Origin of the sequence: Streptomyces sp. NPDC092369 (assembly GCF_044755245.1) — a bacterium.
In the GTDB taxonomy this organism is placed as follows: Bacteria; Actinomycetota; Actinomycetes; order Streptomycetales; family Streptomycetaceae; genus Streptomyces.
On sequence record NZ_JBIVQP010000003.1, the window covers coordinates 324,916 to 346,560 of the forward strand.

At 71.1% G+C, this 21,645-nt stretch carries 17 protein-coding genes; 3 read left to right on the top strand and 14 right to left on the bottom strand.

Features of this window, described 5'->3' with window-relative positions:
* Positions 1 to 16: 16 nt before the first annotated feature.
* The 3 genes from ACIQI8_RS18380 to ACIQI8_RS18390 all read right to left on the bottom strand — a co-directional run bounded on the left by ACIQI8_RS18380 (position 17) and on the right by ACIQI8_RS18390 (position 6,569).
* Complete coding sequence (locus tag ACIQI8_RS18380) at positions 17 to 1,873, bottom strand: acetolactate synthase large subunit (RefSeq protein ID WP_402351232.1); 1,857 nt, start codon at positions 1,871 to 1,873, stop codon at positions 17 to 19.
* A 238-nt stretch (positions 1,874 to 2,111) separates the two neighbouring features.
* On the bottom strand, positions 2,112 to 5,165 hold the full coding sequence (locus ACIQI8_RS18385) for a putative bifunctional diguanylate cyclase/phosphodiesterase (RefSeq protein WP_402351235.1): 3,054 nt from the start codon (positions 5,163 to 5,165) through the stop codon (positions 2,112 to 2,114).
* Between the two features lie 453 nt (positions 5,166 to 5,618).
* Complete coding sequence (locus ACIQI8_RS18390) at positions 5,619 to 6,569, bottom strand: 2-hydroxyacid dehydrogenase (RefSeq protein WP_402351238.1); 951 nt, start codon at positions 6,567 to 6,569, stop codon at positions 5,619 to 5,621.
* Positions 6,570 to 6,644: 75 nt separating this feature from the next.
* Between ACIQI8_RS18390 and ACIQI8_RS18395 the strand changes: the two genes are divergently transcribed.
* Together ACIQI8_RS18395 and ACIQI8_RS18400 are read left to right on the top strand one after the other, a co-directional pair.
* Positions 6,645 to 7,643, top strand: a complete 999-nt coding sequence (locus ACIQI8_RS18395; RefSeq protein WP_402351241.1) for an aldo/keto reductase — start codon at positions 6,645 to 6,647, stop codon at positions 7,641 to 7,643.
* 192 nt (positions 7,644 to 7,835) lie between these two features.
* Positions 7,836 to 8,990 (top strand): PQQ-dependent sugar dehydrogenase, encoded by a 1,155-nt coding sequence (locus ACIQI8_RS18400; protein WP_402353975.1) that lies wholly within the window; start codon positions 7,836 to 7,838, stop codon positions 8,988 to 8,990.
* Between the two features lie 16 nt (positions 8,991 to 9,006).
* On the opposite strand, the gene ACIQI8_RS18405 is transcribed toward ACIQI8_RS18400, so the two are convergent.
* The 7 genes from ACIQI8_RS18405 to ACIQI8_RS18435 all read right to left on the bottom strand — a co-directional run bounded on the left by ACIQI8_RS18405 (position 9,007) and on the right by ACIQI8_RS18435 (position 16,922).
* Complete coding sequence (locus ACIQI8_RS18405) at positions 9,007 to 9,249, bottom strand: DUF6191 domain-containing protein (protein ID WP_402353978.1); 243 nt, start codon at positions 9,247 to 9,249, stop codon at positions 9,007 to 9,009.
* Between the two features lie 30 nt (positions 9,250 to 9,279).
* Positions 9,280 to 12,378, bottom strand: a complete 3,099-nt coding sequence (locus tag ACIQI8_RS18410; protein WP_402353981.1) for an AAA family ATPase — start codon at positions 12,376 to 12,378, stop codon at positions 9,280 to 9,282.
* A 185-nt stretch (positions 12,379 to 12,563) separates the two neighbouring features.
* Entirely contained in the window at positions 12,564 to 12,737 is a 174-nt protein-coding gene (locus ACIQI8_RS18415) for a hypothetical protein (protein WP_401722570.1), read from the bottom strand.
* Positions 12,738 to 12,934: 197 nt separating this feature from the next.
* Positions 12,935 to 13,561, bottom strand: coding sequence for a hypothetical protein (locus ACIQI8_RS18420; RefSeq protein WP_402351244.1), 627 nt, complete (start codon positions 13,559 to 13,561; stop codon positions 12,935 to 12,937).
* Positions 13,562 to 13,635: 74 nt separating this feature from the next.
* Positions 13,636 to 14,205 (bottom strand): GNAT family N-acetyltransferase, encoded by a 570-nt coding sequence (locus ACIQI8_RS18425; protein ID WP_401722566.1) that lies wholly within the window; start codon positions 14,203 to 14,205, stop codon positions 13,636 to 13,638.
* Positions 14,183 to 16,426, bottom strand: coding sequence for an MMPL family transporter (locus ACIQI8_RS18430; protein ID WP_402351248.1), 2,244 nt, complete (start codon positions 16,424 to 16,426; stop codon positions 14,183 to 14,185). The genes ACIQI8_RS18425 and ACIQI8_RS18430 overlap by 23 nt, the downstream gene beginning before the upstream one ends.
* A 193-nt stretch (positions 16,427 to 16,619) precedes the next feature.
* Positions 16,620 to 16,922, bottom strand: coding sequence for a hypothetical protein (locus tag ACIQI8_RS18435; RefSeq protein WP_402351251.1), 303 nt, complete (start codon positions 16,920 to 16,922; stop codon positions 16,620 to 16,622).
* A 186-nt stretch (positions 16,923 to 17,108) separates the two neighbouring features.
* Between ACIQI8_RS18435 and ACIQI8_RS18440 the strand changes: the two genes are divergently transcribed.
* Positions 17,109 to 17,912, top strand: a complete 804-nt coding sequence (locus ACIQI8_RS18440; RefSeq protein WP_402351253.1) for an SAM-dependent methyltransferase — start codon at positions 17,109 to 17,111, stop codon at positions 17,910 to 17,912.
* 51 nt (positions 17,913 to 17,963) lie between these two features.
* On the opposite strand, the gene gatB is transcribed toward ACIQI8_RS18440, so the two are convergent.
* Genes gatB through gatC form a run of 4 tightly spaced genes read right to left on the bottom strand, consistent with a single transcriptional unit; the run spans position 17,964 to position 21,540 of the window.
* Entirely contained in the window at positions 17,964 to 19,481 is a 1,518-nt protein-coding gene (gatB, locus tag ACIQI8_RS18445; protein ID WP_402351256.1) for an Asp-tRNA(Asn)/Glu-tRNA(Gln) amidotransferase subunit GatB, read from the bottom strand.
* Positions 19,482 to 19,496: 15 nt separating this feature from the next.
* Positions 19,497 to 19,730 carry a hypothetical protein gene (locus ACIQI8_RS18450; RefSeq protein ID WP_185146129.1) on the bottom strand — a complete coding sequence of 78 codons (234 nt, stop codon included), beginning with the start codon at positions 19,728 to 19,730 and terminating at the stop codon, positions 19,497 to 19,499.
* Positions 19,731 to 19,735: 5 nt separating this feature from the next.
* Positions 19,736 to 21,238, bottom strand: coding sequence for an Asp-tRNA(Asn)/Glu-tRNA(Gln) amidotransferase subunit GatA (gene gatA / locus ACIQI8_RS18455; protein WP_402351259.1), 1,503 nt, complete (start codon positions 21,236 to 21,238; stop codon positions 19,736 to 19,738).
* 5 nt (positions 21,239 to 21,243) lie between these two features.
* Positions 21,244 to 21,540: an Asp-tRNA(Asn)/Glu-tRNA(Gln) amidotransferase subunit GatC gene (gene gatC / locus ACIQI8_RS18460; protein WP_018531282.1), complete on the bottom strand. Its 297-nt coding sequence runs from the start codon at positions 21,538 to 21,540 to the stop codon at positions 21,244 to 21,246.
* Positions 21,541 to 21,645 lie beyond the last annotated feature (105 nt).

A 21,645-nucleotide genomic window follows, 5' to 3' on the forward strand; every position in this document is an offset into this window, starting at 1 on the left:
CTGACTCGGCTCTCTCTCAGTCGTCTTCGTTGTCGCCGAAGTCGGGGCGGACGTCCCGGGCGAACATGACCTCGTCGTTGGAGGTGCCGGCCGCGACCATCGGCCACACCATCGCGTCCTCGTGGACGATGAAGTCGACGACGACCGGGCGGTCGTTGATCGAGTTCGCCTCCTCGATCACCTTGTCGAGGTCGTCCGGGGACTCGCAGCGGATCGCGTAACAGCCCATCGCCTCCGACAGCTTGACGAAGTCGGGGACGCGCGTGCCGGCGCTGGGCTGCTTGCCGTCGGCTCCGGGACCGCTGTGCAGCACGGTGTTGGAGTAGCGCTGGTTGTAGAAGAGGGTCTGCCACTGGCGGACCATCCCGAGGGCGCCGTTGTTGATGATGGCGACCTTGATCGGGATGTTGTTCAGGGCGCAGGTGGTGAGTTCCTGATTGGTCATCTGGAAGCAGCCGTCGCCGTCGATCGCCCAGACCGTCTGGTCCGGCGCGCCGGCCTTGGCGCCCATCGCGGCCGGGACCGCGTAGCCCATCGTCCCGGCGCCACCGGAGTTGAGCCAGGTCGCGGGCTTCTCGTACTGGATGTAGTGCGCGGCCCACATCTGGTGCTGGCCGACGCCCGCCGCGAAGATGGTGTTCTCCGGGGCGAGTTGGCCGATCCGCTCGATGACCTGCTGCGGGGAGAGCGAGCCGTTGTCGGGCTGCTCGTAGCCGAGCGGGTAGGTCTCGCGCCAGCGGTTGAGGTCCTTCCACCAGGCGCTGTAGTCGCCGGTGTGGCCGTCGCTGTGCTCTTTCTGCACCGCCTGGACCAGGTCGGCGATGACCTCGCGCGCGTCCCCGACGATCGGCACGTCGGCGGCGCGGTTCTTGCCGATCTCCGCGGGGTCGATGTCGGCGTGGACGATCTTCGCGTACGGGGCGAAGCTGTCCAGCTTGCCGGTGACGCGGTCGTCGAAGCGGGCTCCGAGGGCGACGATCAGGTCGGCCTTCTGCAGCGCGGTGACGGCGGTGACCGCACCGTGCATGCCCGGCATTCCCACGTGCAGCGGGTGGCTGTCGGGGAATGCGCCGAGCGCCATCAGTGTGGTGGTGACGGGCGCTCCGGTGAGTTCTGCGAGGACCTTCAGTTCGGCGGTGGCGTGAGCCTTGAGGACACCGCCGCCGACGTAGAGGACGGGCCGCCTGGCGGCGGTGATCAGCTTGGCGGCCTCGCGGATCTGCTTGGCGTGCGGCTTGGTCACCGGGCGGTAGCCGGGCAGGTCCGTGGTGGGCGGCCAGCTGAAGGTGGTGCGGGCCTGGAGGGCGTCCTTGGCGATGTCGACCAGGACCGGGCCCGGGCGGCCGGTGGAGGCGATGTGGAACGCCTCCGCGATCGTCCGCGGGATGTCCTCGGCCTTGGTGACCAGGAAGTTGTGCTTGGTGATCGGCATCGTGATGCCGACGATGTCCGCCTCCTGGAAGGCGTCCGTGCCGATCGCCTTGGACGCGACCTGGCCGGTGATCGCCACGAGCGGCACCGAGTCCATGTGCGCGTCCGCGATCGGCGTGACCAGGTTGGTGGCGCCGGGCCCCGAGGTGGCCATGCAGACGCCGACCTTGCCGGTGGCCTGCGCGTAGCCGGTGGCCGCGTGCCCGGCGCCCTGCTCGTGGCGGACCAGGACGTGGCGGACCCGGGTGGAGTCCATCAGCGGGTCGTAGGCGGGAAGGATCGCACCGCCGGGAATGCCGAATACCGTGTCGGCCCCGACCTCCTCGAGAGAGCGGATGAGGGACTGCGCGCCCGTGACGTGCTCGGGTGCGGACTGGTGTCCTCCGGATCGGGGCCGCGGCTGCGGATGGTGGGCCCCGGTGGCCTGCTCGGTCATCGGCATTCTCTTCTCGATGCTGAGGGTTTTTGCGAGGTTTGTGCGGTGTTCAAACGGTGTGCGACGGGCACTTGTGCAACAAAAAACCCCTCGTGCCGTAAGGCAAGCGAGGGGAGCGCGCCGGGAGTGGGTCGCTGGGAGTTCCGGGTCCGTCCGGAGGTCACCAGCTTCAGCCGACGCGCTTTCCAAGTACGAGAATTCGGGTGCGCATGGCACAGACCCTCCCCCCGGCACGCACCACGTGTCAAGCGGGTGGGACGGGAGTCTCATTATGTGAGCGCAGACCGCTCCCGCCTCCCAGAACGGCGGGCACACCTCCTGTGTACACCCCCGCTCCCCTGTCCATGGTCAGTTCACCTCCAGGGCGCCCGAGGGGCTCTCGCAGGCCGCCCGCGAACGCGGGTTCGGCCGGACCGTGCGGTACGGGATAGTGGCCCGAGGCGAGCGCCCGGCGCAGCCGGTGCTCGTCCAGCGGGCCGGAGAACGCCATGCCCTGCCCGTGCGTGCAGCCCATCGCGCGCAGCGCCACGACCTGCTCCGGCAGATCCACGCCGTCGGCCACGGACTGCAGCCCGAGGTCGCCGGCGATCCTGAGCAGGCCGCTGGTGATCTTGTGCAGCCGCGCGGACTCGACGACGCCCTCGACCAGACCGCGGTCGAGCTTGAGCACGTCGACGGGGAGTCTGCGCAGTGCCGTGATCGCCGCGTAGCCACTGCCGAAGCCGTCCAGGGCGATCCGGATGCCGAGCCTGCGCAGCGCGCCCAGCCGCCGCTCCAGCTCGTCCAGGGAGACCAGCGGATCGGTGTCCGACAGCTCGATCACCAGGGCACCGGAGGGCAGGCCGTGCCGGGTCAGCAGGGCCTCTATCGTGCCCAGCGGCATCGACCGGTCCAGCAGGCGCCGGGCGCTCATCCTGACCCCCACGGGCACGGACAGCCCCGTGGCGGTGCGCTCGGCGGCCTGTTCGACCGCCTCCTCCAGGATCCAGCGGCCCAGCTCCTGCGTCCTGTCGCTGTCCTCGGCGACGCGCAGGAACTCGGCGGGGGTGAACAGCACCCCCTGGGAGGACCGCCAGCGCGCCTGTGCGCAGACCGACGTGATCCGGCCGTCCGCCAGGCACACCACGGGCTGGTGCAGCAGGGCGAACTCGCCGTCGTGCAGCGCGGCCCGCAGGCGCGTGGCCAGCTCCGCCTTCCGTACGACGTCCTGCTGCATCTGGGGCGCGTACAGCTCGACGCGGCCCTTGCCGCCCGCCTTGGCGCGGTACATCGCGAGGTCGGCGTTGCGCAGCAACTCGCCCGCGCCGAGGCCCGGTTCGGCGAAGGCGACACCGATGGAGGCGGCGACCCGGACATCGTTGCCGTCGATGAGATACGGCTGCGAGAGCGTGACCCTGAGGCGGTCGGCGAGCTCCAGTATGTGGCGCTCTCTGGCGGTGCGGTCCCGGGAGCCGTCGCCGACGATCAGGGCCGCGAACTCGTCTCCGCCGAGCCGGGAGGCGGTGTCCCCGTGCCGGACGGCGTCCTGGAGTCTGCGGGCGGCCTGCACGAGCAGTTCGTCACCGGCCTGGTGGCCGATGGTGTCGTTGACGGCCTTGAAGCCGTCGAGGTCGATGAAGAGGACGGCCGTGCCACGCACGCCGGCGCCCCGGTCGGAGGCGCGGCGGCCGGACAGCGCCTGCTGGACACGCTGGGTGAACAGGGCACGGTTGGGCAGGTCGGTGAGCGGGTCGTGTTCGGCGTTGTGCTGCAACTGGGCCTGCAGGCGCACGCGTTCGGTGACGTCCCGGCTGTTGAAGATCAGGCCGCCCTGGTGGCGGTTGACCGTGGACTCGACGTTGAGCCAGCCTCCGTCGCCGGAGCGGAAGCGGCACTCGATGCGGGTGATGGGTTCCTCGGGCGGGCCCGCGGCGAGGAAGCGGCGCACCTCGTGCACCACGCAGCCCAGGTCCTCCGGGTGGATGAGCTGCGCCAGTTCGGTGCCCACCAGCTCCTCGGCGGGCCGGCCGTAGACCCCGGCGGCCGCCGGGGAGACGTACCGCAGGATGCCGTTCGGTGCGGCGATCATGATGACGTCGCTGGAGCCCTGGACCAGGGAGCGGAAGTGGTTCTCCTTCTGCGCCAGTTCCTGGGTGAGGGTGATGTTGTCGAGCAGCATGATGCCCTGGCGCACCACGAGGGCGAGCACGACGGTGCCGCCGGTGAGGAGCACCACGCGGTCGACGCTGCGGCCGTTGAGGACGTTGTAGAGGATCCCCAGCGTGCAGACGGCGGCGGCGAGATAGGGCGTGAGGGCGGCCAGTGAGCCGGCGATGGGCCGGGCGGCCGGGTAGCGGCCGCTCTCGCCGCCGGGTGCGGAGGCGTGGTGCTGGTGCGTGCCGCCGCGCGGTCCGGGGAGGTGTTCGTGCACCACGCGCGTGTGCCCGTCGCCGGCCCACCGCTCGCCGTCCGCCGGATGACGGGGCGTGGCCCAGGGGGCGTAGGCGAGCAGCAGGGAGCCGGCGAACCAGCCCGCGTCGAGGAGTTGGCCCGAGCGGTAGTTGTTGTGCAGCAGCGGTGAGGTGAACAGGGCGTCGCACATCACGGTCAGGGCGAGCGCGCCGATCGCGGTGTTCACCGCGGTGCGGTTGACCGGCGAGCGCCTGAAGTGCAGCGCGAGCACCATGCTGACCAGCGCGATGTCCAGCAGTGGGTACGCGAGGGACAGCGCGGTGTGCGCGACGCTCGGTCCGTCGAACTTGGCGGCCTGGGCGAGCGCGAGGCTCCAGGACAGCGTGAGCAGGGAGCCGCCGATCAGCCAGGCGTCGAGCCCGAGACAGACCCAACCGGCCTTCGTGACGGGCCGCTTGGCGAGTACCAGCAGCCCCACGATGGCGGGCGGCGCGAAGCAGAGGAAGAACAGGTCGGCGAAGCTGGGTGTGGGCACCTGGCGGCCCAGGACCACCTCGTACCACCCCCAGACTCCGTTGCCCAGGGCCGCCATCGCCGAGGAGAGGGCGAACAGCAGCCAGGCGGGTCGAAAGCGGATACGGCGGCTGCGCGTGTGGACGAACAGGGACACGGCGGCCGTGCCCGCGGCGGCGCTCAGCCCGAAGTCGCCCATGACCAGGGCGACTTGCTCCGAACCCCAGCCGAGCGCGGAACCGACGGCGTATCCCGCGCAGACCAGGGCCAGGACGAGTTGGTGGACCAGGCTGGGTCCGCCGACGGCCGGCGGACGGGGCAGCGGCGTCCCGGACGAAGGCTGTGCCCGCAGCGCTCCGTCGAGGGTGGTCGCGGAAGGCCGTGGCGAGCTCACCGGGCCCTCCCGGTCCGCGTCGCTCCCGGGTCCCGCGGGTCCCGGTGCGCTGGATGCGCATGCCTTCTGCGGCCGCTGCTGTGCCTGCGGTGGTGATGGCTGTGCCGGCAGCCGTGGCTGCCGTGGTGACCGCGTCTGCGCGCGGTGGCACACCAGGGTCGCCGCCGGCGGCCCCGACGCGTCGGGTCGTTCGTCCATAGGCCGTGCATCGCCCGTCGCCCCCCTCACAGTCTCAATGTCCATCCCCGGCGTCGAACGGTGCACGACGCAGCCCCTGTCGGGACGATACACCAGTCTCGTCACTCAGGGACATAGTTCCTCTACGCTCCGTGACGGCCAACGGAGTTGAGTACACCCACCGCATCCGGAAGGTTGCGGAGGGTACCGGAATCGGATTACGCGCCCGTTGCGCCGGTCGCACGGGTGGCGCGCGCGACGCTCAACTCGTAGGGGTCACGCGCTGTTTGCGCCTGTCGTAAGGATCACGTTGCGCAACGGCTCGCGGTTCACGAATCGGGTCAACTGGTCCACGAGCAGACGCTTGGCGCGCGGCAGGAACGCGGACGTGGGACCACCGACATGGGGGCTGATGAGCAGACCCGGCGCCCGCCACAACGGGTGCTCGGCGGGCAGGGGTTCGGGGTCGGTGACGTCCAGGGCGGCGGTGATGCGGCCGCTCTCCAGCTCGGCGAGCAGCGCCTTGGTGTCGACCACGGGGCCGCGCGAGACGTTCACCAGGAGCGCGCCGTCCTTCATGCGCGCGAGGAAGTCGGCGCCGGCCAGGTGACGGGTGCTCTCGGTCAGGGGCGTGATGAGGACGACGACGTCCGCCTCGGGCAGCAGCGCGGGCAGTTCGGTGAGCGGATGCACCGGTCCGCGCTCCGTGGTGCGCGCGGAGCGCGCGACGCGCGCCACCCGCGCGACCTCGAACGGAGTGAGCCGGTCCTCGATCGCTGAACCGATCGATCCGTACCCCACGATGAGCACGTTCCTGTCGGCGAGCGCCGGCCGGAACCCGCCGCGCCACTCCCCCCGGTCCATGGCCCGCACGAAGTCGGGCACCCCGCGCAGCGAGGCGAGGATCAGGGTGAGCGCCAGCTCCGCCGTGCTCGCCTCGTGCACCCCGCGCGCGTTGCACACGCGCACACCTGCGGGCAGGTGCTTCAGCCCCGGCTCCAGGGTGTCGATCCCGGCCGACAGCGTCTGCACGACCTCGACGGAGCTCAACTCGGGCAGCGGACGCAGCAGGACCTCGGCGGGCTTCATGTAGGGGACGACGTAGTACGCGCACCCGGCCGGGTCCGCCGGGAAGTCGTCACCGCCGTTCCAGAAGAGGTAGTTCGGGCCTTCGGGAAGGCCCTCGATCTGTTCCGGCGGGATGGGAAGCCACACGTCAGCAGTCATGCCAGGAGGCTATGTCAGGTGGCCGGAGGCGCAGAGGTTAGGTTGGGGGCTCGGCACAGGGAGGGTCACGACCAGGTGGAGCGCAGGACGATCGGCGCGGGGGCACTCGCGGTGGGGGCCGTGGGCCTTGGGTGCATGCCGATGAGCTGGGCCTACAGCGGGTCCCGGCAGCGGGGCGACGAGTCGGTCAGGGCGGTGCACCGGGCGCTGGACCTGGGCTCGACCCTCCTGGACACCGCGGACATGTACGGCCCGTTCACCAACGAGCTGCTGCTCGGGCGGGTGTTGAGGGAGCGGCGCGCGGACGCCTTCGTGTCGACGAAGGTCGGACTGCTCGTGGGCGAGCAGCACATCGTCGCCAACGGCCGCCCCGGGTACGTGAAACGGGCCTGCGACGCGTCGCTGCGCCGCCTCCAGACCGACGTGATCGATCTCTACCAACTGCACCGGTCCGACCCCGAGGTTCCCGTCGAGGAGACGTGGGGCGCGATGGCGGAGCTCGTACAGGCGGGCAAGGTAAGGGCGTTGGGCCTGTGCGCGGTGGGCGCGCGGGCCGGCCGCCGCTCGGGCACCGGCCTGCACGACACCACGCTCGGCCAACTCCGCCGCGTCCAGCAGGTGTTCCCGGTGAGCGCGGTCGAGGCGGAGCTGTCCGTGTGGTCGCCGGAGGCCCTCGACTCGCTGCTGCCGTGGTGCGAGGCGCGCGGGGTCGGCTTCCTGGCGGCGATGCCGCTCGGCAACGGTTTCCTGACCGGCACGCTCACCCCCGGCGAGGGCTTCGAGTCGGACGACGTCCGCGCCCGCCATCCCCGCTTCACCGCCGAGATGATGGCCGCCAACCAGCCGATCGTCGCCGGCCTGCGCCGCATAGCCGCCCGGCACGGCGACACCGTCACCCCGGCCCAGGTGGCCCTGGCCTGGGTCCTGACCCGAGGCCCGCACGTGATCCCGGTCCCGGGCACCAAGCGGGAACGCTGGGCGACGGAGAACGCGAGGGCGGCCGCCCTGCGTCTGACCCCGCAGGACCTGACCGAGGTGAAGGAGCTGCCCGCGGTGCAGGGGTCGTGGGAGTGAGGAGGTAGAGGAGGTAAGGGGGACCGAGCGGGGCACTACCCGGTCAGACCCACTCACACTCCACAGCCCAGCGGCGCGACCCGCCTCGTTCGCGCATCGCCTGACGGAGATCGGGAACCTGGGAGGCCCGGGCGGTGTAAGACAAGTAGAACCCGCCGCTTCGAAGGGACCGAGATCGTGCGACGACGAGTTGTGTCGGCCGTGCTGGCCGCGACCGCACTCCTGCTGAGCACCGGATGCTCCTCCGATGCGGACGGCGGAGGAACACCGGGCGACGGTGACAGTACGACGTCAGGAGGGACGACGGCCCGGTCCTCCCCCTCCCGGCAGGCCGCCGACCAGGCCCCGCCCGCCAAGGGCTCGGTCAAGGTGGTCAGGACGGTCGCCACCGGACTGAACAGCCCCTGGGGCCTCGCCCCGCTGCCCGAGGGCGACCTGCTCGTCTCCTCCCGGGACAAGGGGACGATCACCCGGGTCGACGAGGAGTCCGGCAAGAAGACCGAGCTGGGCGAGGTCGCGGGCGTCTCCCCGGCCGGCGAGGGCGGCCTCCTCGGCATCGCGCTCTCCCCGGACTTCGCCTCGGACCACATGATCTACGCGTACTTCACCTCGGCCTCGGACAACCGCATCGTGCGCGTGCTCTACGACGAGAAGAAGCCCGCCGGCGAGCAGCTGGGCGCTCCGGACACGATCTTCAAGGGCATCCCCAAGGGCTACATCCACAACGGCGGCCGGATCGCCTTCGGCCCGGACAAGATGCTCTACGCGGGCACGGGCGAGAGCGGTGAGCGGGGTCTGTCCCAGGACAAGAAGTCCCTGGGCGGCAAGATCCTGCGCCTGACCCCGGAGGGCGACCCGGCCCCGGGCAACCCGTTCCCGAATTCGCCGGTCTACTCCTACGGCCACCGCAATGTGCAGGGCCTCACCTGGGACTCCGAACAGCGGCTGTTCGCCTCGGAGTTCGGCCAGGACACCTGGGACGAGCTGAACGCGATCAAGCCGGGCGGCAATTACGGCTGGCCGGTCGCCGAGGGCAAGTCCGACGACGCGAAGTTCCAGAACCCGATAGCCCAGTGGCACACGGACGACGCCTCCCCCAGCGGCGCCGCCTGGGCGGAGGGCTCGATCTGGATGGCGGGCCTGAAGGGCCAGCGGCTGTGGCGCATCCCGCTGAAGGGCACGGAGGCCGCGGCGGACCCGCAGTCCTTCCTGGACGGCACGTACGGCCGGCTGCGCACGGTGGTCTCGGCCGGCGGCGACAAGCTGTGGCTCACGACCAGCAACACGGACGGCCGGGGCGACCCGAAGTCGGGGGACGACCGGATTCTTGAGCTGCAGGTGACGTAGGACGGAGGACCGGGGGTCACTGCTCGGCGCCGTCGGTCTTCTCGGCGCCGCCCGTCTCCTTCTCGCCGCCCTCTCCGCCGACCTCCTCCGTCTCCTCCGCCTCGTCCGGGTTCCGCTTGCGCACGACCACCTTCCCGGACGCGAGGTCTATCGGTCCGCGCCCGGGGTCGTTGTCGCCTATGTCCTCCCGGGACAGTTCCAGCCGTTTCTGCTCGTCATGGGTGTGCTTGCGCCCTGGTGCGAACAGTTCCTCGAACATGTTGAACACGGCGCCTCCGCTGCCGGTAGGTCACAGGGTCGAGCCCAGCGCGTCGGAGGGAAACAGCTCCAGCCGATGAGCCAGTGCCGCCGCCTCTCCTCTGCCTGAGACGCCCAGCTTGCCCAGTATGTTCGATACGTGGACGCTCGCCGTCTTCGGGGAGATGAAGAGCTCCTCGGCTATCTGCCGGTTGGTGCGGCCGGCCGACACCAGGCGCAGCACATCGCGCTCCCGGCTGGTGAGGCCCAGGGCCTCGACGGGGTCGGCGGGCCGTGGGCCGGGGACGTGGGTCAGGGTGAGGCGGGCGCGCTGGGCCAGCAGGGCGACGGCGTCGGCGAGCGGACGGGCCCCCAGGTGGTCGGCGACGGCGTGGGCCAGGCGCAGCAGCTCTGTCGCCCGGTCGCGTTCCTCCGCACGATCACGCCCTTCCGCACGGTCACGTCCTTCCGCGCGGTCGCGTTCGTCGTCGCCGCCGGCCGTGAGCAGGGCCTCGGCCAGGCGATGCCGGGCCCGGGCGAGGTCGTAGGGGCGGTCGAGCCGTTCGAGTTCGGTGACCACCTCCGACCAGGTGTCGACGGTGTCGTGGCCCTGGGCACGGGCGAGTTCGGCGCGTACCCACTTCTCGTGGGCGAGCCAGAGGGGGGAGTCGGTGGTGGCCGTCTTGGCGGCGACGCGGAGCTGTTCGAGCACGGCTGCTCGGCCCTCGGCGGCGGCGGGCAGGGCGCGGGCGTCGGCCTCGGCGGTGGCGGCGGCCAGGAGCAGCGGCCAGCCGTACTGCTGGGTGCCGGGCGGCATGCCGGAGTCCAGGGCGCGGACGAGTTCGGTGCGGGCGTCGCGGATGCGGCCCTCGGCGGCGGCCACGCCGATCTCGATGCGGGAGAGGAGGAGGGTGTGCTGGGGCATGGGGTCGTGGGTGCCCAAGTAACTGTGAGCGGCGGCCAGTTGGCGGGCCGCTTCGGGCAGGTCGCCCCGGCCGAGGGCGACATGCGCGAGGCAGGCGGCGCCGGCGCCCTGGGGTTTGGCGTTGACTCCGACACGCAGGGCGGACGCGGCGGCGTCGGCTGCCTCGTCCCAGCGGCCCAAAAGGTACAGGGCTTCCGAGAGGTTGGCCCACACCCAGGCCTCGGCGTCCAGCTGGCCGAACTTCCGGGTGTAGGCGAGACCTTCCTGGAGGAGGGCCACGGCTTCCCGGGTGCGGCCGACGGCGTCGAGTTCGGAGGGGAGGTTGACGTAGGCACGGCCCGCGACATGGGCGACGCCTTCCGCCAGCGCCTGTTGCCTGACCTCCTCCATCTCGGCGAGACCCGCCTCGACGGAGCCGGAGTCGACCATGAGGCCGCCGAGGGTGAGGCGGGCGTTGAGCTCGATCTCGCGGGCGCCGACCATGCGCGCGTACTCGACGGCTCGCTCGGCGGCGACCAGGGCGTCGGGGCCGGGCTCATGGAGCATCGACCAGTTGGCCGCGTTGGCGAGGACGTCGGCGTGCACCTCGGACGGCGGCAGGCCGCGGACCAGGTCCTGGGCGGTGCCCAGTTCCTGCCAGCCGTCGCCGCGGGCCTGGGCCTGCACCAGGCGGGAGCGCTGGACCCAGAACCAGGCGGCGCGCAGCGGGTCGTTCTCGTCCTCCAGCAGGTGCAGCGCGCGCTTGGTGATCTTCAGGGCGCGTTCGCGTTCCCCGCACAGCCGGCCGGCGACGGCGGCTTCGGCCATCAGGTCGAGGTAGCGCAGGGGTGTGGTGGCGGGGTCGCAGCCGCAGGGCGGGTAGACCTCGGTGTAGTCGACCGGGCGAAGCTCGGCGCGGATGTCCTCGGGGGCGGTGTCCCACAGCTCCATCGCCCGTTCCAGGAGCCGCAGTTGCTCGCTGTAGGCGTGCCGGCGGCGGGCCTCGACGGAGGCGTCGAGGACGGCGGGCAGCGCCTTGGCGGCGTGGTGCGAGTGGTACCAGTAGCTGGCCAGCCGCATCACGCGCTCGTCGGCGGGGACGAGGGTGCGGTCGGCCTCCAGGGCTTCGGCGTAGCGGCGGTTGAGGCGGGAGCGTTCGCCGGGCAGCAGGTCGTCGCCGACGGCCTCGCGGACCAGGGAGTGGCGGAAGCGGTAGCCGTCGCCGGCCGGGGTGGCGAGCAGGATGTTGGCGTTCACGGCGGCCCGCAGCGCCTCGATGAGGTCGTCCTCGGCGAGCCCGGCGACGGCGGCGAGCAGCCGGTACTCGACGGTGGAGCCGCCCTCGGCGACGATCCGGGCGACCCGCTGGGCGCTCTCGGGCAGGCCCTCGACGCGGACCAGGAGCAGGTCGCGGAGGGTGTCGGTGAGGCCGGTGCAGCAGCCCTGGTGGGCGGCGACGGCGAGTTCCTCGACGAAGAAGGCGTTGCCGTCGGAGCGTTCGAAGATCTCGTCGACCACGGCGGGGTCGGGTTCGGCGGCGCGGATGCCTGCGATCTGGCGGGCGACCTCGGCGCGGTTGAAGCGGCTCAGGTCCAGGCGGCGGACGGTGCGCAGCCGGTCGAGCTCGGCGAGCAGGGGGCGCAGCGGGTGGCGGCGGTGGATGTCGTCGGCGCGGTAGGTGGCCAGGACGACGAGGCGGCCGGTGCGCAGGGTGCGGAAGAGGTAGGCCAGGAGGTGGCGGGTGGAGGCGTCGGCCCAGTGCAGGTCCTCCAGGGCGACGACGACGGTCCGGTCGGCGGCGACGCGCTCCAGGACGCGGGCGGTGAGTTCGAAGAGGCGGGCCATGCCCTCCTCGTCGTGCCGGCCGACGCCTTTGGCGGTGACCGCCTCGCCCAGTTCGGGCAGCAGCCGGTTCAGCTCCTCCTCCTGGCCGGCGGCCGCGGCGGCGAGTTCGTCGGGCAGGTCGCGGCGCAGGGCGCGCAGGGCGGTGGAGAAGGGGGCGAAGGGCAGGCCGTCGGCGCCGATCTCGACGCAGCCGCCGAGCGCGACGACGGCGCCCCGGCGGCAGGCCGCGGTGGCGAACTCCTCGACCAGGCGCGTCTTGCCGACGCCGGCCTCCCCGCCGAGCAGCACGGCCTGCGGCTCGCCCGCGGCGGCACGGGTGAGCGCGTCGCTCAGCGCGTCCAGTTCTTCGCTGCGGCCGACGAACACCGGACTGACGGACTTGGTCTCCACGAGCCCGAGCATCGCACGGGGGTCCGACAACAGGGCACCTGTTTTCGGTGCGGGGGCAGGGGTACGCGCGGCGAAGGCCTCCCGGAGAACGACGATGTTCTCCGGGAGGCCGTCGGCCGAGGCTCGGCGGGCATCCCCCGGTCGGGGATCCTGAGGGCGGCCGTCCCCCGTGCGGCCGCCCTCGCCGGGCCCCGCGTTCACGCGGCGCGGGATCGTAGCCGGCGGACGAGAGGGGTATGGCTCTCGTCCTCGGCGCGGGCCTCGCGGCGAGCGGCGCGACGGGCGCGGACCGCCTCGCGGACCAGGCGCTCGTGCTCGGCCTGGCGGAGCAGTTCGGTGGAGCGGGCCTGCTGGAGCTCGTACTCGTACATGGTGTGTCCCTTGGTCGGAATCGGTTTCGGGCTTCGCTCTGTGCGATGCCTCAACCTTCGTCTCCAAGGGGGGTGCGCCACATCGGGAGAGTTCCGCATCTTCGGGGGCCGCGGGGGCCTTAGACGCGCAGAAGGGGCCTCAGGAACTCCGTAAGGTGCTCACGGATGTCCTAAGACCCCTCGGGACCTGCGGTGATTCAGCTCGCGGAGGGCAGTCCCAGCAGGACGTCGGTGTACTTGAGGACCGCCAGGAGCAGTCCTACGACGCCGATGACGACGCCCGCCCAGGAGACCGACTTGATCCACACCGGCTGCGGCTTGCCCGGGGCGCCGAACGCGGGGCGCACCAGCACCACGGCGCCGACGATCAGGGCGAGCAGCGCGAAGATGCCGGCCCACAGGGCGCTGGTCTTCCACGCGTCGCCGTAGACCTCCTTGATCTGGGTGGCGACACTCGCCGTCGAGGAGGTGCCCAGCTGGCCCACGAGGGTCTCGCGCGCGGCGGCCACGGTGCCGATCCAGCCACCGGTCAGGGAGACCAGGCCGAGCACGGCGGACACGATCGCGCCCGCGCCCTGCACGACGACGCCGGAGGTCGACTCCTCCTCGGCGAGGACGATCTCGTCCAGCTCGTCGTCGTCCGTGAGGTCGGCGTCGGCCGCCTCGTCACCGGACTCGATGATCTCCGTGGATCCGACGATGTCCTTCGACTCGCCGGCCTCGGTGGCCTCGTTGTTCTCGGCCTTGGTGACGTCGACCGCCTCCTTGTCGCGCTTTTCTTCGGTGGCCTCGTTGGCGGTCTCGTCAGCTGTCTTGATTCCCATGCCTCGCACCGTACGGACGCAGTCTGAGAAGTCTCTTAATGATCGTCAACGCTTCTTGACGATCATGGGGACCCCTATCGGTCGGCGGCACGCGCGCGTGCTTCACGCCACTCGGGGGCGAGGATCGACCACACCTCCAGGTCGTGCCGCACCCCACCATAGGGGTGCGCCTGCCGATGCACGCCATCGCGGGTCATTCCAAGGCGCCGGGCCACGTTCAGGCTGGGGGTGTTACCTGCCGCGGCGACCCATTCGACCCGATGGATCCCGCGCTGTTCGACGGCGAAGTCGATGAGTACGCGCATCGCCCGGGTCACCAGTCCGCGCCCGGTACCGGCGGGCTCCAGCCAGCAGCCGACCTCGCAGTTGCCGTTCTCCGCGTCGAAGTTCAGGAAGAGCACCCCGCCGACCAGTTTCCCCTCCAGCCACAGGCCGTGCAGGGAGCCGGTGTCGGCGGCGCGCATGTCGGCGTAGCGCTGGAGCATGGCCCGGGTGGAGTCGACGTCCGTCGCCTTCGAACCGAACGCGATGAACTGCCCGATGAACTCCCGCCCGCGCTCAAGGTGCGCGAGGAACTCCTCGGCGTGCCACGGCTCCAGGGGCCGCAGTTCCGCTCCGTCGTCACCCAGTGATGTCGCGTACATCGAGCTGATCCCCCTCCGCCAGTACGTCCGCCACCTCGGCGTCCGTTGCCGCGGCCAGCCTTTCATGGGCGGCGCGGCACTCGGGCGGCTCGATGCTGATGTGGGGCAGCCGGGCGTCGAGCCAGCTCGGCAGCCACCAGTTGGCGCCGCCGAGCAGGTGCATGAGGGCGGGCACCAGGAGCGTGCGGAGCACGAAGGCGTCGAGGGCGACGGCGGCGGCGAGCGCGATGCCGAACATGGCGATCACGCGGTCGCCGGAGAGGACGAAGGCGAGGAAGACGGAGATCATGATGACCGCGGCGGAGTTGATCACCCGGCTGGTCTCGGCGAGCCCTACGCGCACGGCCCGCCGGTTGTCACCGGTCTCCAGCCACTCCTCGTACATGCGGCTGACGAGGAAGACCTGGTAGTCCATGGAGAGTCCGAACAGGACGGACACCATGATCACGGGCAGGAAGGGCTCGATCGGTCCGGCCCTGCCCAGGCCCAGCAGCTCGCTCCCCCAGCCCCATTGGAAGATCGCGACGACGACACCGAAAGCGGCGGCGACCGCGGCCACGTTCATCGCGGCGGCCTTCGCGGGAATGCCGAGGGAGCGGAAGGCGAGCAGCAGCAGGAGGCAGCCCAGGCCGATGACGACACCGACGAAGAGGGGCAGTTTGCCGACGATGACCTCGGCGAAGTCGTCGTAGCCGGCCGTGACCCCGCCGACGTAAATGTCGAGGGAGGTGCCGGTCTCGGCCCGCGGCAGCACCTCGGTGCGCAGCCGGTCCACGAGGTCGCTCGTCCTCTGCGACTGGGGCGCGGAGTCCGGGACGATCGTGAAGTACCCGGTGTCACCGCCGGAGTTGTACGTCACCGGGGTCACCGAGGCGACGCCCTCGGTGGTGCGGACGGTGGCGTCGAGGTTGTCGAGGGTGAGCTTGTCCTCGGCGCCGTCGACACGAGTCACCAGCGTGAGCGGGCCGTTGACGCCGGGACCGAAACCGTCGGCGAGGAGGTCGTAGGCCTGGCGCGTGGTCGACGACCTGGGGTCGTTGCCCTGGTCGGAGGTGCCCAGGTGGAGGGAGAGGGTGGGCAGCGCGAGGACGGTCATGACGGCCAGCGCGATCGCGCCGAGCAGCTTGGGGTGACGCTCCACGAAGGCCGACCAGCGGGCGGCGAGTCCGGTCGGCAGTTCGGGCTGGGGTCCGTGCTCGGTCAGCCGGCGCCGCTCGCGCCGGCTGAGGGCGCGCATCCCGATGAGGGACAGCAGTGCGGGCAGCAGGGTGACGGAGGCGGCGACCGTCAGGACGACGGTCGACGAGGCGGCGATCGCGACCCCGTTGAGGAAGCTGAGCTGAAGGATCAGCATCCCGAGCAGGGCTATGCAAACGGTGGCGCCCGCGAAGACGACGGCCCGTCCGGTGGTGGTCACGGCGTTGACGGCCGCCTCGGCGACGGTGAGCCCGCGTTTCAGCCCGCGCCGGTGCCGGGTGACGATGAACAGGGCGTAGTCGATGCCGACGCCGAGCCCGATGAGCATGCCGAGCATGGGCGCGAAGTCGGCGACGGTCATGCCGTGTCCGAGCAGCACGATCGCGGCGTACGCGGTGCCGACCCCGACCAGCGCGGTCGCGATCGGCAGCAGCGAGGCGGCGAGGGAGCCGAAGGCGAGGAACAGCACGACGGCGGCGACGACCACGCCGATCACCTCGGCCAGGTGCCCGCCGGCCGACCCGGTGAGCGCGACGGCGCTGCCGCCCAGCTCCACCTGGAGCCCGTCGGTCTGGGCGGCCTTGGCGGTGCGGACGACGGCCTCGGCCTTGGCGCTGTCGACGTCCTCGGCCCGGTCGGCGAAGGTGACCGTGGCGTACGCGGTGTGCCCGTCCGCGCTGATCCGGGCGGCGCCCTGGTCGCCGTAGGGACCGGCCACCGAGGCGACTCCGGGCAGGTCCGCGATCGCGTCCAGGGTCTCGGTCATCGTCTGTTCGACGGCGGCGGCGCGGACGGTGCCGGACGAGGTGTGCCAGACGACGGTGTCGCTGTCTCCGCCCAGCTCGGGGAACCCCTCACGCAGCAGCTCGGTGGCGCGGCCCGACTCGGTGCCGGGGGCCTCGTAGTCGTTCGAGTACGCCGAGCCCGCGGCGGCGGCGGCAGCGGTCACCCCGCCGAAGGCCAGGAGCCACAGGAGGACGGCGACGAGTCGGTGCCGAACACACCAGCGTGCAAGGGCTGCCACGAACATGCTCCCGGGGGACGATTTATGGATCTTTGACCGGGAAGAAGTCGTTCAGTACATGAACAGCCCGCAAAGAACGCATGAGCAATGTGTTGCCCACTCTCGCAGCCGGAAGTGATCGTTCCTGCCGTTCGTGCGTTTATTCACAGGAGTGGGAGCCAGATCACAGGACAGTAACGACGACTCTGTCACCTCAGTCGAACTGGTCCCCCAGCGCCATCACCATCGCCCCGGCGACCAGCAGCCACAGCGCCCGTCTGGTGCGGCCCCGGGCACCCAGGACCGAGGCGAGCACACAGACCGCGGCCCCGACGGCGTAGGCGGCCGGTACGACCGACGGCGCGGATCCGGTGACGCGGAGGATCGCGGCGGCGAGCCCGGCCAGGGCGAGCAGCGCCCCCGTCCCGGTCGCCGTCCAGCGGGCCCGACGCGCGTCCCCGGCCGGATCCACGACGTCGTCGACGTCAGGTATCTCGGATTCGGCGCGTGCGTTCATGGCGGGCGAGCGTAGCGCGTCCTCCTGGGAAAGCGGCTGCGGGCCGACCCCGGCTCCTGCTAGCTTCCGCTGGTCAGACGTCACCGGCCCCACGCCGACGACCAGAGCGGGTGCATTTTTTGAAGGTCCGACCGAGCTCCTACGCATCGCCTTCCACTACGAAGATCACAAGGAGCCCGTTCAACGATGTCCGACATCACTGCCAGGACCTCGAACGACCCACTCGCTGACCGCCTGACCCACCCGCGCTACCCGCGCAGCAGCCATTACGACGCCCGCTGGACCGTCGAGAACCAGATGGGTCCCCACGCCCTGTGGCTGCTGGAATGGCTGGCCCCCGCCCTGGGCCTGGACGCCCTGCGCCCCTGCGCGCGCGTCCTCGACCTGGGCTGCGGGCGCGCCATGACCTCCGTCTTCCTCGCCCGCGAGTACGACGTCCAGGTCACCGCGGCCGACCTGTGGGTGGCCCCCGACGACAACGCCCGCCGCATCGCCGAGGCCGGCTTCGCGGACCGGGTGCTGCCGCTGCGCGTCGAGGCGCACGACCTGCCCTTCAGCGAGGGCGGCTTCGACGCGATCGTGTCCGTCGACGCCTATCAGTACTTCGGCACGAACGACCTCTATCTGCCCACGCTGACCCGGCTGTTGAAGCCCGGCGGACGGATCGGCATCGTCGTACCCGCGTTGCGCCAGGAACTCGAGGGGGCCGAGCCGCCCGAGCATCTCAAGGCGCACTGGGACCCGGGCTTCTGGGCGTTCCACACCCCGGCCTGGTGGCGGCGGCACTGGACGCGCAGCGGGGCCGTGGAGGTGGAGACGGCCGACTGGCTGGAGGACGGCTGGCGCGACTGGCTGCTGTGGAGCGAGGTGTGCGCGCAGGAGAGTCCGTACGAGCACATGGCGCGCATGGCCCGTGAGTCGGTGGACCTGGTCAAGGCCGACCGGGGTCAACTGCTCGGCTTCGCGCGGATCGTGGGCCGCAAGATCTAGACGGAACGGCCCCGGAGGCCATGTCTCCGGGGCCGTTCACGGTGTACGGGCTCAGCCTTCGCTGACGCCCAGCTGCTCCAGGATCAGTTCCTTCACGCGGGCCGCGTCGGCCTGACCGCGGGTCGCCTTCATGACCGCGCCGACCAGGGCGCCGGCCGCGGCCACCTTGCCGCCGCGGATCTTGTCGGCGACGCCCGGGTTGCCGGCGATGGCCTCCTGGACGGCGGTGGTGAGGGCGCCGTCGTCGGAGACGACCTTCAGGCCGCGCTTGTCGACGACCTCGTCCGGGGTGCCCTCGCCCGCGAGAACGCCTTCGATGACCTGACGGGCCAGCTTGTCGTTCAGGTCACCGGCACTCACCAGCGCGGTGACCCGGGCGACCTGCTCCGGCGTGATGGCCAGCTCGTCGAGCGCGGTGCCCGACTCGTTGGCGCTGCGCGCCAGTTCACCCATCCACCACTTGCGCGCGGAGGCCGCGTCGGCGCCCGCGTCGATCGTGGCGACGATCGGGTCCAGCGCACCGGCGTTGATGATCGACTGCATGTCGAAGGCCGAGATGCCCCACTCGGCGAGGAGCCGGTTGCGGCGGGCCAGCGGCAGTTCGGGCAGTCCGGCGCGGATCTCCTCGACCCACTCGCGGGAGGGCGCCACCGGCACCAGGTCCGGCTCGGGGAAGTATCGGTAGTCCTCGGCCTCCTCCTTCACCCGGCCCGAGGTCGTGGACCCCGTGTCCTCGTGGAAGTGCCGGGTCTCCTGGATGATCGTGCCGCCCGAGTTCAGTACGGCGGCGTGCCGCTGGATCTCGAACCGGGCCGCCCGCTCCACGGAACGCAGCGAGTTGACGTTCTTCGTCTCACTCCGCGTGCCGAACTTCTCACGCCCGTGCGGGCGCAGCGACAGGTTCACGTCGCAGCGCATCTGGCCCTGCTCCATGCGGGCCTCGGAGACGCCGAGCGCCTTGATGAGCTCGCGCAGCTCGGCGACGTAGGCCCTCGCGACCTCGGGAGCGCGCTCGCCCGCGCCCTCGATCGGCTTGGTGACGATCTCGATGAGGGGGATGCCGGCGCGGTTGTAGTCGAGGAGCGAGTGCGAGGCGCCGTGGATACGGCCCGTCGCGCCGCCGACGTGCAGCGACTTGCCGGTGTCCTCCTCCATGTGGGCGCGCTCGATCTCCACACGGAAGGTCTCGCCGTCCTCCAGCTGGACGTCGAGGTAGCCGTTGAAGGCGATCGGCTCGTCGTACTGGGAGGTCTGGAAGTTCTTCGGCATATCCGGATAGAAGTAGTTCTTCCGGGCGAAGCGGCACCACTCGGCGATCTCGCAGTTCAGCGCGAGACCGATCTTGATCGCGGACTCGATGCCGATCGCGTTGACGACCGGGAGCGCGCCGGGCAGGCCGAGGCAGGTGGGGCAGGTCTGCGAGTTGGGCTCGGCGCCCAGCTCGGTCGAACACCCGCAGAACATCTTGGTCTTGGTGCCGAGTTCGACATGGACCTCAAGGCCCATGACGGGGTCGTACGTCGCCAGGGCGTCCTCGTACGACACCAACTCGTCGGTCGTGGTGGTCACGGTGAAACTTCCCTCTCAGCCCAGCAGGACGTCGTCGTCGCCCAGCCGCTTCAGCTCGCGGTAGAGGATGGCGAGGCCGGTGACGATGGCGGCGGCGGATACGGCGGCGTCGACGAGCCTCAGGAAGTCGCCGTCCTCGCGGGCGAGCTTGGCCTGCTTGGCGACGCTGAGCGCACCGAAAGCGGTGCTCGCGAGCGACACGTACACGCCCGTCTTCGACTTCTTGAAGTTCTTGGCCTTCTTTGCCATGGCACTCACAGCGACGGAGCCTCCTCGATCAGCGGGTGACCCCACCTTTCCACGAAGGCGGCCTCGACGGCGGCGCCGACCTTGTAAAGCCGGTCGTCCTTCAGCGCCGGGGCGATGATCTGCAGCCCGACCGGGAGGTTGTCCTCCGGCGCGAGACCGCAGGGCAGCGACATGGCCGAGTTGCCCGCGAGGTTGGTCGGGATGGTGCACAGGTCGGCCAGGTACATCGCCATCGGGTCGTCGGCGCGCTCGCCGATCGCGAAGGCGGTGGTCGGCGTCGTCGGCGACACGATGACGTCCACCTGCTCGAAGGCCTTCTCGAAGTCCCGCGTGATGAGCGTGCGGACCTTCTGGGCCGAGCCGTAGTAGGCGTCGTAGTAGCCGCTCGACAGCGCGTAGGTGCCGAGCATGATGCGCCGCTTGACCTCGGGTCCGAAGCCCGCCTCACGGGTGAGGGAGGTGACCTCCTCGGCCGAGTGGGTGCCGTCGTCGCCCACACGGAGGCCGTAGCGCAGGCCGTCGAAGCGGGCGAGGTTGGAGGAGCACTCGGAGGGCGCGATGAGGTAGTACGCCGACAGGGCGAGGTCGAAGGACGGGCAGTCCAGCTCGACGATCTCGGCGCCCAGCTCCTTGAGGAGGGCGACGGACTCGTCGAAGCGCTGGATGACACCGGCCTGGTAGCCCTCGCCGCGGAACTGCTTGACGACGCCGACGCGCATGCCCTCGACGCTGCCGTTGCGGGCGGCCTCGACGACCGGCGGGACCGGGGCGTCGATCGAGGTGGAGTCGAGCGGGTCGTGGCCGGCGATGACCTCGTGCAGGAGCGCCGCGTCCAGGACCGTACGGGCGCACGGGCCGCCCTGGTCGAGGGAGCTGGAGAAGGCGACCATGCCGTAGCGGGAGACCGCGCCGTACGTCGGCTTGACGCCGACCGTGCCGGTGACGGCGGCCGGCTGGCGGATCGAGCCGCCGGTGTCGGTGCCGATGGCGAGGGGCGCCTGGAAGGAGGCGAGCGCGGCGGACGAGCCACCGCCGGAGCCGCCGGGGATCTTGGTCAGGTCCCAGGGGTTGCCGGTGGGCCCGTACGCGCTGTTCTCGGTACTCGACCCCATGGCGAACTCGTCCATGTTGGTCTTGCCGAGGATGACGACGTCGGCGGCCTTCAGCCGCTTGGTGACGGTCGCGTCGTACGGCGGGATCCAGCCTTCGAGGATCTTGGAGCCGACGGTCGTCGGGATGCCCTCGGTGGTGAAGATGTCCTTGAGCGCGAGCGGTACGCCGGCCAGCGGGCCGAGCTGCTCGCCCCTGGCCCGCTTCGCGTCGACGGCACGGGCCTGCGCGAGGGCGCCCTCGCGGTCGACGTGCAGGAAGGCGTGCACCTTCGCGTCGACCTCCTCGATGCGGGCGAGGTGGGCCTCGGTGACCTCGACGGCGGTGAGCACGCCGGACGCGATGTTCGCGGCGGTCTCGGCGGCGGTCAGCCGGATGATGCTGCTGTGGTCCGTCATGGTGATTAGTCCTCCCCCAGGATCTGCGGCACCTTGAAACGCTGCTGCTCCTGGGCCGGGGCGCCGGACAGCGCCTGCTCGGGGGTGAGCGAGGGACGGACCTCGTCCGCGCGCATGACGTTCGTCAGCGGCAGCGGGTGGGAGGTCGGCGGTACGTCTTGGTCGGCGACCTCGCTGACGCGGGCGACCGCGCCGATGATGTCGTCCAGCTGTCCCGCGAAGTGGTCGAGCTCTTCGGGCTTCAGCTCCAGACGCGCCAGCCGGGCGAGGTGGGCGACCTCCTCGCGCGTGATGCCAGGCATGCGGCGTTCCTCTGGGGTGAGTACGGTTTGCTTTGCCGCCAATCCTATGGGGCGAGTGCCTCTGGCCGTTAAACGGTTTCCCCGGCGCCGGCGTCGGAGGCTGCA